This is a genomic window from Erwinia sp. AnSW2-5, from assembly GCF_045107195.1.
Classification (GTDB): domain Bacteria; phylum Pseudomonadota; class Gammaproteobacteria; order Enterobacterales; family Enterobacteriaceae; genus Erwinia.
On sequence record NZ_JBJGXA010000015.1, the window covers coordinates 16,170 to 28,373 of the forward strand.

The 12,204-nt window shown below is 53.0% G+C and carries 9 protein-coding genes; all 9 read right to left on the reverse strand.

Annotated features, from left to right (window positions below; translation table 11 throughout):
- Positions 1-7: 7 nt before the first annotated feature.
- On the reverse strand, positions 8-3,490 hold the full coding sequence (gene dnaE / locus ACFL9S_RS12825; RefSeq protein ID WP_405262297.1) for a DNA polymerase III subunit alpha: 3,483 nt from the start codon (positions 3,488-3,490) through the stop codon (positions 8-10).
- A gap of 85 nt (positions 3,491-3,575) precedes the next feature.
- A complete protein-coding gene (gene rnhB, locus ACFL9S_RS12830) occupies positions 3,576-4,199 on the reverse strand; it encodes a ribonuclease HII (protein ID WP_405262298.1) in 624 nt (207 codons plus the stop codon).
- Positions 4,196-5,341, reverse strand: a complete 1,146-nt coding sequence (lpxB, locus tag ACFL9S_RS12835) for a lipid-A-disaccharide synthase (RefSeq protein ID WP_405262299.1) — start codon at positions 5,339-5,341, stop codon at positions 4,196-4,198. Before lpxB ends, rnhB begins: the two co-directional genes overlap by 4 nt.
- A 3-nt stretch (positions 5,342-5,344) precedes the next feature.
- Positions 5,345-6,133 carry an acyl-ACP--UDP-N-acetylglucosamine O-acyltransferase gene (gene lpxA / locus ACFL9S_RS12840; protein WP_405262300.1) on the reverse strand — a complete coding sequence of 263 codons (789 nt, stop codon included), beginning with the start codon at positions 6,131-6,133 and terminating at the stop codon, positions 5,345-5,347.
- Between the two features lie 3 nt (positions 6,134-6,136).
- Positions 6,137-6,592: a 3-hydroxyacyl-ACP dehydratase FabZ gene (fabZ, locus tag ACFL9S_RS12845; RefSeq protein ID WP_405262301.1), complete on the reverse strand. Its 456-nt coding sequence runs from the start codon at positions 6,590-6,592 to the stop codon at positions 6,137-6,139.
- Between the two features lie 149 nt (positions 6,593-6,741).
- Positions 6,742-7,764, reverse strand: coding sequence for a UDP-3-O-(3-hydroxymyristoyl)glucosamine N-acyltransferase (gene lpxD, locus ACFL9S_RS12850; RefSeq protein ID WP_405262302.1), 1,023 nt, complete (start codon positions 7,762-7,764; stop codon positions 6,742-6,744).
- A gap of 3 nt (positions 7,765-7,767) precedes the next feature.
- A complete protein-coding gene (skp, locus tag ACFL9S_RS12855; protein ID WP_405262303.1) occupies positions 7,768-8,265 on the reverse strand; it encodes a molecular chaperone Skp in 498 nt (165 codons plus the stop codon).
- A 117-nt stretch (positions 8,266-8,382) separates the two neighbouring features.
- The gene (gene bamA / locus ACFL9S_RS12860; protein WP_405262304.1) at positions 8,383-10,794 is read right to left on the reverse strand and encodes an outer membrane protein assembly factor BamA; all 2,412 of its coding nucleotides are present in this window, start codon (positions 10,792-10,794) and stop codon (positions 8,383-8,385) included.
- A gap of 55 nt (positions 10,795-10,849) precedes the next feature.
- Positions 10,850-12,199 carry a sigma E protease regulator RseP gene (gene rseP, locus ACFL9S_RS12865; protein WP_405262305.1) on the reverse strand — a complete coding sequence of 450 codons (1,350 nt, stop codon included), beginning with the start codon at positions 12,197-12,199 and terminating at the stop codon, positions 10,850-10,852.
- Positions 12,200-12,204 lie beyond the last annotated feature (5 nt).

Below are 12,204 nucleotides of genomic sequence, written 5' to 3' on the forward strand. Positions count from 1 at the left end.
TCCTGTTTTAGTCAAACTCCAGTTCCACCTGCTCCGATCCTATCAACGATCGCAGATCGTTCAGCAAACGATCGCTCGGCGACACGCGCCAGGTTGCACCGAAGCGCAACTTCGCCCGCGCATCCTCTCTCTGATAGTAGAGATGTACCGGAATTGTCCCCGAACGATGGGGTTCCAGGGATTGACGGAGACGGTTCAAAAGCTGGTCATCAATTTGCCTGTCCGTCAGCGAGATAGCAAGCCCACGTGCATATTTTTCACGTGCTTCATCAATGTCCATCATATCGCGGGCCATCATTTTAAGCCCGCCGTTGAAGTCATCAAAGCTGACCTGCCCACTGACGATCAGGATACGGTCTTTCTCCAGCATATGCTGGAACTTATCTAACGCATCTGTAAATAACATCACTTCCAGACGACCAGAACGGTCATCCAGGGTGCAGATGCCAATACGGTTACCGCGTTTTGTTACCATGACGCGGGCCGCCACCACCAGACCGGCTGCGGTGATCATCTTACCACGCTCGGTCGGGTGCATGTCTTTCAGGCGCAGTCCACCGACATAGCGCTCAATCTCTTTCAAATACTGGTTGATTGGGTGACCCGTTAAGTAAAGCCCTAACGTCTCTCTTTCGCCATCCAGTTGAATCTGTTCCGGCCACGGCGTGACGTCCGAATAGGACTTCTCTACCTGCTCCGGGGCTTCGGCCAGCACACCAAACATATCTGCCTGGCCGATAGCTTCGGCTTTGGCATGCTGGTCAGCCGCTTTCAATGCATCCGGTAAGGCGCTCATCAACGCAGCGCGGTGCGGACCTAAACGGTCAAACGCACCGGACATAATCAGTTTTTCCAGTACCCGCTTATTCAGCTTTTTGGTATCGGTGCGAGCGCACAGGTCAAACAGCTCACGGAAATATCCGCCCTCATTACGTGCATCAATAATGGCTTCGATCGGGCCTTCACCCACCCCTTTTATCGCGCCAATACCGTAAACAATCTCGCCTTTATCGTTGACGTGGAACTGGTACTGTCCGGAGTTAATATCCGGCGGCAAGAGCTTCAGCCCCATACGCCAGCACTCATCCACCAGGCCAACCACCTTCTCGGTGTTGTCCATATCGGCGGTCATCACCGCCGCCATAAATTCGGCCGGATAGTGTGCTTTCAGCCACAGCGTCTGATAAGAGACCAGTGCATAAGCGGCGGAGTGAGATTTGTTAAATCCGTACCCGGCGAATTTTTCCACCAGGTCAAAGATTTTAATCGCCAGCTCACCGTCAATGCCGCGCGATTTCGCACCATCTTCAAAGCCGCCGCGCTGCTTGGCCATCTCGACCGGGTTCTTTTTACCCATCGCACGACGCAGCATATCCGCGCCGCCCAGGCTGTATCCTGCCAGCACCTGGGCAATCTGCATCACCTGTTCCTGGTAAAGGATAATGCCGTAGGTCGGTTCCAGCACCGGCTTCAGCGACTCATGCTGCCACTGAATATCCGGGTAGGAGATCGCCTCACGCCCATGCTTACGGTCAATAAAGTTATCAACCATGCCGGACTGCAACGGACCGGGACGGAACAGGGCAACCAGAGCGATCATATCCTCAAAGCAGTCAGGCTTCAGACGTTTGATCAGGTCTTTCATGCCGCGTGATTCGAGCTGGAACACCGCTGTGGTTTCCGAGCGTTGCAGCATATCGAAACTTTTCTGATCTTCAAGCGGGATCGCCGCAATATCGATCGGATCTTTGCCTTCTTTCGCCCGGCGAGCGTTAATCATCGCCAGCGCCCAGTCGATGATCGTCAGCGTGCGCAACCCCAGGAAGTCAAATTTCACCAGCCCGGCATACTCCACATCGTTCTTATCAAACTGGGTAACTGGGTGGTTACCATTTTCGTCGCAGTAGATCGGTGCAAAATCGGTAATTTTGGTCGGCGCAATCACCACGCCCCCGGCATGCTTACCGGCGTTACGCGTGACCCCTTCCAGAATGCGCGCCATGTCAATCAGCGCTTTAACCTCTTCATCTGCCTCATAGATTTCTGGCAGCTGCGGCTCTGCGGCAAAGGCTTTTTCCAGCGTCATACCGGGATCTGGCGGCACCAGCTTGGAGATGCGATCCACGAAACCGTAAGGATGCCCCAGTACGCGGCCCACATCGCGGATGACCGCTTTTGCCGCCATCGTACCAAAAGTGATGATCTGCGAAACCGCCTGGCGCCCGTACATTTCAGCGACGTGCTCAATCACCAGATCGCGTTTTTCCATGCAGAAATCGACGTCGAAGTCAGGCATCGACACACGTTCCGGGTTAAGAAAACGTTCGAACAGCAGATCAAACTCCAGCGGGTCGAGGTCGGTGATTTTCAGCGCATAAGCCACCAGTGAACCGGCACCCGAACCACGTCCCGGCCCTACCGGCACATCGTTATCTTTCGACCACTGGATAAACTCCATCACGATCAGGAAGTAGCCAGGGAATCCCATCTGGTTAATAACGGTGAGTTCAATATCCAGGCGTTCATCATAGGCGGGACGGCGTTCGGCGCGCACCTGCTCATCAGGGAACAGAAACGCCAGGCGATCTTCCAGTCCCTCTTTCGATTTCACGACCAGGAAATCTTCGGTCGTCATATCACCGGTCGGGAACTGCGGCAGGAAGTACTCACCCAGACGGATAGTCACGTTACAACGACGGGCAATTTCGACGCTGTTCTCCAGCGCTTCCGGGATGTCCGAGAACAGCTCGCACATCTCCTCGCTGCTGCGCATATACTGCTGCGGGCTGTAGTTGCGCGGACGTTTTGGATCATCGAGGGTAAAGCCATCGTGGATGGCGACGCGGATTTCATGCGCATCGAATTCTGATTCCGTCAGGAAGCAGACTTCGTTGGTGGCAACCACAGGGATCGCGTTCGCCATCGCCAGCTCAACGGCGGCATGCAGGTAAGTTTCTTCATCCGGGCGGCCAGTACGGATCAGTTCAAGGTAGTAGCGATCGGGAAAATGGTGCTGATAAAAGGCCAGACACTCTGCGACCTGCGCAGTATTGCCACGCAACAGCATTTTACCGACATCGCCACGGCGTCCACCGGACAACAAAATAATCCCCTGCTGATACTCAACCAGCCAGTCTCGATCGATCGTCGGGCCAGCAGGACCGTAGCCACGTTGATAGGCTCGGGAAATCAACAGGGTGAGGTTTTGATAACCGTCGTTATCTGCAGCCAGTACGGTGATTTGCGACAGCTCATCACCCATTGCTTCGCTACTGACGTTGAAATCTGCGCCAATAATGGGCTTCATGCCCTGGCCGTGTGCCGTCCCGTAAAACTTCACCAGTCCACACAGGTTGGTGAAATCAGTGATCGCGATAGCCGGCATGCCCATTTTGGCCGCGTTTTTCACCAACGGGCCAGTTTTGGCTAGCCCATCGATCATGGAGTAGTCGCTGTGGACGCGTAAATGAATAAAACGAGGTTCGGCCATCGGTGATCCTGTTAAAACGGAGGAAGAAGATTAACTATCCTGCAAACGTGAAACGGCCGCGCTGCTGCCGTTTTCGTTATGTCGGCTAACGCGTACGCGCAACCGTAGCGGCAACATCGGCATCCATCAAGACATTACGTACCGGAGCGAAACTGCGCCGATGCTGCGATGTGGCACCAAACTGGAGCAGTTTTTCCATATGCAGTGCAGTTGGGTAACCTTTGTGCTGGGCAAACCCATATTCAGGATAGAGCAGATCCAGCTCAGCCATTTCGCGATCGCGTGTCACCTTCGCAATAATTGAGGCGGCGCTGATCTCTTTCACCAGGCTATCACCTTTAACCACGGCCTGACTGGGCATGGCCAGCACCGGGCAACGGTTACCATCAATCAGGACAAAATCTGGCGTCAGGTGCAAACCGGCTACCGCACGCTGCATCGCCAGCATGGTGGCATGCAGAATATTCAGCTGGTCAATCTCTTCCGGTTCTGCCCGGCCCAGACTCCAGCTGAGCGCCTTCTCTGTGATCTCATCGTACAACGCCAGACGGCGTTTTTCCGACAGTTTTTTCGAGTCGGCAAGCCCGACAATAGGGCGTGCAGGATCAAGGATCACGGCGGCCGTCACCACGGCACCGACCAACGGGCCACGGCCAACTTCATCAACGCCCGCAATCAGTGCGGCATTGGGATAGATAAATTCACTCATGGGCACAGTTCCAGTACGGCGGCCGCAGCCTGCTCATCGGCATTCCAGCGGATCTGATGATGGAGTTCAGCAAAGGTCGCCAACAGCTTATCGCGGGTTTCACCCTGAGCCAGCAGCGGTTCTAATGCTGCGGCCAGCCGATCGGGTTGGCATTCATCCTGAAGCAACTCTTTCACCAGCTCACGACCCGCCAGCAGGTTAGGCAGTGAGACGTAATCCGTTTTTACCAGGCGTTTTGCCAGCCAGAAGGTGAAAGGTTTCATACGGTAGCCAACCACCATCGGACATTTCGCCAGCATACACTCCAGCGCAGCAGTACCGGAAGCCAGCAGTGCAGCATCACTGGCAACCATCGCCTGACGCCCTTTGCCATCCAGCAAATGCATGGTCAGGTCAGGTGCAACCTCGGCTTTAATTTTCTCAAACTGCTCGCGGCGGCGCGGATTAACCAGCGGCACCACAATTTCCAGCGCCGGGTATTTTGCTCTAAGCAGCATCGCCGTTCGCAGAAAATCGCCACTCAGCATTTCGACTTCGGCCCCGCGACTGCCGGGAAGCAGTGCCAGGCAAAGCGCGTCCGGGGCAATGCCCAGCTCGCGACGTGCGGCGTGTTTTTCCGGTTCGATTGGCATCGCATCGGCCATGGTATGGCCAATAAAGCGACACGGCACATTAAAACGGTCATAGAAGGCTTTTTCAAACGGCAGGAATGCCAGCACCAGGTCAGTGGAGCGGCCAATCTTAAACACCCGTTTCTGACGCCATGCCCAAACGGATGGACTGACGTAGTGAATAGTTCGGATGCCCTGCTGTTTCAGACGCCCTTCCAGGGTGATATTGAAATCTGGCGCATCAATGCCCACAAAAACGTCAGGCTTTAGCGCAGTAAAGCGGCGGGTCAGATCGCGGCGAATATGTAACAGGCGACGCAGGCGACCAAGCACCTCAACAATGCCCATCACCGCCAGCTCTTCCATTTCATACCAGGCTTCACAGCCTTCAGCCTGCATAAGCGGGCCAGCCACCCCAACAAAGCGGGCGTCAGGATGCTTTTCTTTCAGCGCGCGGATAAGACCGGCACCAAGAATATCGCCGGAGGTTTCTCCGGCGACAAGGGCAATCGTTAAGGGATGCTTTGGCATGAGTTAACGAATCAAACCCCTTGTAGAGCGGGCAAAGAAGTCATAGAACGGCTGAACTTCAGGATGCGCTTTCGCAATCTCCTCAATTTCAGGTTTCACTTCGTCCAGTGTTTTACCGCTGCGGTACAACAGCTTGTAAGCTGCGGTAATCGCATGCAGCGCATCTTTGCTGAAACCACGGCGCTTCAGACCCACCAGGTTAATGCCAAACGGTGTCGCATGGTTACCCTGCGCAATCACGTAAGGTGGCACATCCTGGGCAACGCCAGAACAACCGCCAACCATCACATGAGCACCGATAATGCAGAACTGGTGCACCGCCGTCATACCACCAATGATCGCATGATCATCCACGATCACATGGCCGGCCAGCGTTGCGTTATTCGCCAGAATACAATGGCTCCCAATAACACAGTCATGCGCCACATGGGCATTAACCATTAACAGGTTGTCATCGCCGACTTTGGTCAGGCCATCGGACTGCGCAGTACCACGATGGATAGTCACGCTTTCACGAATGCGGTTACGGTCGCCAATCTCAACCCGTGTAGGTTCACCGGCGTATTTCAGATCCTGATTTGCTTCACCAATCGAAGCAAACTGGTAGATGGTGTTGTCTTTACCAATAACGGTATGACCATTGACCACTACGTGCGACTTCAGAACCGTGCCTTCGCCGATCGAAACGTTCGCACCAACAATGCAAAACGGGCCAATCTGGACACCAGCACCAATAATGGCGCCGTCTTCAACGATCGAGCTTGGGTGAACTACGGCGGTGCTATCAATCACGAATTAAGCCTCCCGGCTGCGGGCACACATCATCGTTGCTTCGCAGACAATTTTACCGTCAACGGTCGCTACGCCTTTAAAGCGCGTCAACCCACGGCGGGTTTTTTCAAAGGTGACTTCCATGATCATTTGGTCACCAGGTACCACTGGGCGCTTGAAACGCGCACTGTCGATACCGGCAAAATAGTACAACTCGCCTGGCTCAAGTTTACCAACGCTTTTAAACGCCAGAATACCCGTAGCCTGTGCCATTGCTTCCAGAATCAGCACACCGGGGAAAATCGGTTTACCAGGGAAATGGCCCTGGAAAAACGGTTCGTTGACCGAGACGTTTTTGACCGCGCGCAAAAACTTGTGCTCTTCGAACTCAAGTACGCGATCAACCAGCAAAAACGGGTAACGGTGCGGTAAAAGTTCAATAATCTCTTCAATCTTCAGAGTATGAGTTTCAGTAGTCAAAATACTCTTCCTGTCCTAAAAATTCTGATGGCATCAATGACACGGCCCGCAACGATCATCCCATCGTCTGCAGGCCGCAAATTATATCTGTACGCTAACGCTTTCGCATATTCTATTTATGAAAGCCGGGCAGCGTGATGTTAACCCGCTTAGTCTTTGCCGACCTTGCGTTCGATGGCTTTTAAGCGTTTGCTTATTTCATCGATGTTCATCACCAGAGCTGCAGTTTTGCGCCAGGATTTGTTGGGCTGTAGCGGAATCCCGGAGGAGTATACTCCAGGTTCAGTGATTGGCCTCATCACCATTCCCATCCCCGTGACGGTAACTTTGTCACAAATTTCCATATGACCATTAATTACGCTGGCACCGCCAATCATGCAATAGCGGCCAATTTTCAGGCTGCCAGCCATAATTACGCCACCTGCCACTGCGGTGTTGTCGCCAATCACCACGTTGTGTGCAATCTGACACTGGTTATCTATAATAACACCATTCCCTATTTGGGTGTTATCCAGAGCACCGCGATCGATGGTGGTACAAGCACCAATTTCTACACGATCGCCAATGATCACCGTGCCAAGCTGGGGGATTTTCACCCAATTGCCACGATCGTTAGCGTAACCAAAGCCATCCGAGCCGATTACCGTGCCGGACTGAACCAGACAGTCACGACCCATCTCGACTTCATGGTAGACAGAAACGTTGGCCCACAAGCGGCTACCGGCACCAATACGTGCCTTTTTGCCCACAAAGCAACCTGGGCCGATAACAACATTATCGCCAAGGATAACGTCAGATTCGATCACCGCATTTGCGCCAATCGAGACATTATTGCCAAGCTGTGCGCTCGCATCAATGACGGCGCTGGGGGCGATATTTTTGGCAGGTTGCGGCGTTGTATCCAGCAACTGTGCCATACGGGCGTAGGTCAGATACGGGTTTTTAACCACCAGCGCAGCGCCAGGGAAAAATTCCAGATCCGCTTCAGTGAGCACCACGGCTGAAGCCTGACAGGCTGCGAGCTGCTCGCGGTAACGGCTGTTTGAAAGAAACGTGATCTGACCGGTTTGGGCGGATTGCATAGAAGCAATGCCGGAGATGGCGATATCGCCATCTCCGTGCAATTCTGCATCCAACTGCTGGGCTAAATCAGCCAGTCGAATTGAAGACATGAATTATTTAACCTGTTTCAGAACATCAGCAGTGATGTCTTTAGATTTAGCAGCGTACGCAACCGCATTCTGATCGATGACGACGTCGTAACCTTCGCTATCAGCCACTTTCTGAACGGCATCCTGGATACGGCTCAGGATCTTGTTACGCTCTTCCATCTGACGACGGCGGTTATCCTGCTCGAAAGCCTGCGCTTTCGTTGAGAAGGCTTCACGCTGCGCCATCACGTCTTTTTCCATACGGCTGCGATCGGCGGCCTTCATGGTAGAGCCGTCACGCTGAAGACGCTGCATTTTAGTTTGCAGATCACGTTCCATACCCTGCAACTCAGTTGCACGGCCTTTGAACTCGTTCTCCAATTGTTTCGCAACGGTCGCACGCGCTGGTAACTGTTGGAAAATGCTGGAAACGTTCACCACTGCAATTTTATCAGCAGCCTGAGCGCCGGCGGACACCGCCAGAGCAATACCCAGACCTGCGGCACACAACAACTTTTTCACTATAAAACTCCTCACCATCAACGTTTGTGTCACGGACACATGTGTTGCGCTTACCCGCTTCTCTTTCAAACAGGGTAAGCGCGATACTCTCTTTCCGTGCTTCCGTGCAAGTCCGAATTACCAGGTTTTACCAATGTTAAATTGGAACTGTTCGGCCTTATCTCCATCATACTTTTTGAACGGCTGGGCGTAAGAGAACACCAGCGGCCCCAGAGGCGACATCCATTGCAGTGCCAGACCGGCTGACATGCGGATGTTGCTTGGATCGCTGTAGTCTGGAATACCTGCTGCACGGGTAGCGGCAGTGTTTTCCCACTTGGTGTCCCACACAGTACCAGCGTCCACAAACAGGGACGTACGTACAGAGTTAGCGTATTTCTCGCTCAGGAACGGCGTTGGTGTGATCAGCTCTGCACTGGCAACCGCCATTGCGTTACCGCCGATAGCATCATCGGAGTTACACACCTTGTTCACGTCGGTGCCTGAACAGTCAGAAGAACCGTTATTCAGGTAAGCCGCTTTAGGACCAATGTTATTGGAACGGAAGCCACGAACCGTACTAGATCCACCGGCATAGAAGTTCTCATAGAACGGCATTTCTTTACCGCTCAGGCCATCGCCATAACCCACACGACCGCGACCTAACAGCACCCAGGTACGATCCTGGTTCAGCGGCAGATACTGTTGAGTATCCAGTGTGGCTTTGTAGAAGGCGTTATCTGAACCAGGGATGGTCACTTTACCGTTCAGGTTGGTACGGTTACCCGCCGTTGGGAAGAACCCGCGGTCAAGGGTGTTGTACGTCCAGCCGTAGTTGAAGGTGAAGTCATCTGCAGAGTAGTCTTCATCGCCTGCCAGCGTTGGGTTCTGCCCTACGGAACGCAGATAGCGCCACATTGCAACCTGCGGCTGCATGTTAGACAGGCTGTTATGAACATAGCCCAGACCCACACGCAAGCTGTTGTTCTCGTTGATCGGGAAGCCCAGCGTTCCGTCCACACCATAACTTTTGTTGGTGTAGTCAGACAGGTCAGCATCGTCTGCTTTAAAGTCGTTATAGAAGACGCGGCCGCCCAGACTGACACCATCAACGGTGAAATATGGGTCAGTCAGTGAGAATTCAGCATAGGTCTGGTAATCGTTCTTGGTTCCGCTGATGCCAACAGTATTACCTGTACCCAGCCAGTTATCCTGGGTGACACCAACCTGGAAGCTAACGCCACTCTCGGTGCCGTAGCCCACGCCGAAGTTCAATGTACCGGTGTTACGTTCTTTCACCTTGTACACCACGTCAACCTGGTCAGGCGAACCTGGCACACGCTGAGTGTCGGTATCCACGGTTTCGAAGTAGCCCAGGCGGTTCAGACGCTCTTTACCCTGCTCGACCAGGTCGCTGCCCAGCCATGCACCTTCCATCTGACGCATTTCGCGGCGCAGAACGGAATCTTTAGAGGTGTCATTACCTTCGAAACGGACTTTACGCACATAGAAACGGTTACCCGCATCCACATTAATACGCAGTTTCACCGTTTTGTTAACATCATCAATTTCTGGCTGCGTTTGTACACGCGGATAAGCGTAGCCATAACGACCCAGCAATTTCTTGATGTCGTCTTCAATGCGCGTCACTTTAGAACCGTTATACAGTTCGCCAGGGGTGACTTTGCTCAGGGTTTCGATTTCTGCTGAGTGTCCCGCCAGGTTACCCGTCACTGCCACACCAGAAAGCTTGTACTGCTCGCCTTCATTAATGTTGACGGTGATGTAGATACCTTTTTTGTCCGGCGTCAGGCTGACCTGCGTGGAGTCGATATTGAATCGTGCGTAGCCGCGATCCAGATAGAAGCTGCGCAGGGTTTCAAGGTCACCCGCCAGTTTCTGTTTCTGGTATTTACGATCGCCGACGACGTTCCACCATGGCACATCATCACGCAGCTGGAAGCGCGAGATCAGTTCATCTGAGCTGTACGCTTTGTTACCCACGATGTTGATCTGCTGAATCTGAGCAGACACACCTTCAGTAAACACCAGCTTCAGGTCAACACGGTTGCGTGGCAGTGGCGTAACCACCGCTTTCACGCTGGCACTGTATTTACCGACGCTGTAATAGAAGTCTTCCAGGCCTTTCTCAATGGAGGAGATCGTGGTGCGATCCAGAGCTTCACCCACGCGCACGCCAGATGCTTCAAGGTTCTGCTTGAGCATGTCCTCTTTCACCGCTTTGTTACCGGAGAAAGTGATACTGGCAATGGTCGGACGCTCTTTCACCTGGACGATCAGCGTATTGCCGTCGCGCAGGACCTGAACATCTTCAAAATTCCCGGTGGCAAACAGTGCACGAATGGTGTTACTGAGATCTTCATCGGAGACGGTATCTCCAACGCGGACTGGCATACTGAGCAATGCCGCACCGACGGCGACTCGCTGCAGGCCTTCAAAGTGAATATCATTCACCACGAATCCGTCTGCACCGTATACGGTAACGCTGCTAAGCAGCAGCGACGCTATGAGCAACTTTTTCATCGCCATCGTTTTTCTGCAATCTTCCTAACTAGTTCTCACAGACAATTTACCGATTGGTAAACTATAGCCTTGAGAAGTCATTGAATAGCGCAAGCCCCATTAACAGCACCAGCACAATCGAGCCGATACGATAACTGAAGTCCTGAACTCGCTCGGACACCGGCCCTCCTTTGATCTTTTCGATCAGCAGGAACAGCAAATGGCCACCATCTAACACCGGCAATGGGAACAGATTGATAATCCCAAGGTTCACGCTAATCAGAGCGAGGAACATGAGGTAGTAAATCAAACCGTAATCCGCTGACATCCCAGCACCCTGCGCGATCGAAATCGGCCCGCTGAGATTGTTCAACTTCACATCACCAACAATCAGTTTTCCCAGCATGCTCACCGTAAGCTTCATCAGTTGCCAGGTTTTCGCGCTGGCCTCACCGATTGCGGCAAACGGGCCATACTGGCGCACCGTTCTGTACTCTTCAGGCAGAGGAATAATGCGCGGTATCACTCCGGCGAACCCTTCTGCCTTGTTATGAGGATTAACGTCCGGCGTCAGTGTCAAACTGACCGTACTGCCCTGACGCTCTACCCCAATGGCTATATCTTTACCTGGATTGTCGCGTACTGTGGCAACAAAATCTTGCCACTGGTCCAAAGGCTGACCATCGACTTTAACGATCCTGTCGCCAGCTTGCAAACCCGCTCGACTTGCAGCGGAGTCATTTTGCACCTGTGCCAACACCGATTCGATCTGTGGTCCACGCGGCCGTATCCCCAATGACGTCACTGGATCCTGCTTGTCTGGCTCAAACTGCCAGTCTTGCAAATTCACTGTCTTATCACTGGTTTTTTCACTGCCAAATGGAGCAAGGGTTAACGTGGTGCTTTCATCACCAATCTTCGCCACCAATGCCATACGCACAGCATCCCAATCAGGCGTTTCGATACCGTCAACGGCTTTAAGTTCCGTGCCTGGGGTAATTTGCGCTTCAGCGGCTGGCGAACCGCTCACTATTTCACCGATTACAGGGCGTACACCAGGAACGCCGATGATAAACACCAACCAGTAGGCGAAGATAGCAAAGATGAAATTAGCGATAGGGCCGGCACTGATGATGGCGGCACGCTGGAGGATCGTTTTGTTATTAAAGGATTGATGGCGAAGTTCAGGCGGCACGCTTTCTACACGCTCATCAAGCATCTTGACGTAGCCACCCAGCGGGATCAATGCGATAACGTACTCAGTACCCTGCTTGTCGCGACGTCGCCACAACGCTTTGCCAAAGCCAATGGAGAAGCGCTCAACTTTCACGCCGCAGCGGCGGGCTACCCAAAAATGGCCAAACTCATGCACGGTGATTAAAATCCCCAGTGCAAGAATAAAAGCAGCAAAACTCCAGAGTACGCTCAACATAATGT

Bases quoted from the DNA above. Each gene is read 5' to 3' on its own strand.
- dnaE (WP_405262297.1), bottom strand. From the start codon at position 3,490: ATGGCCGAACCTCGTTTTATTCATTTACGCGTCCACAGCGACTACTCC.
- rnhB (WP_405262298.1), bottom strand. From the start codon at position 4,199: ATGAGTGAATTTATCTATCCCAATGCCGCACTGATTGCGGGCGTTGAT.
- lpxB (WP_405262299.1), bottom strand. From the start codon at position 5,341: ATGCCAAAGCATCCCTTAACGATTGCCCTTGTCGCCGGAGAAACCTCC.
- lpxD (WP_405262302.1), bottom strand. From the start codon at position 7,764: ATGTCTTCAATTCGACTGGCTGATTTAGCCCAGCAGTTGGATGCAGAA.
- bamA (WP_405262304.1), bottom strand. From the start codon at position 10,794: ATGGCGATGAAAAAGTTGCTCATAGCGTCGCTGCTGCTTAGCAGCGTT.
- rseP (WP_405262305.1), bottom strand. From the start codon at position 12,199: ATGTTGAGCGTACTCTGGAGTTTTGCTGCTTTTATTCTTGCACTGGGG.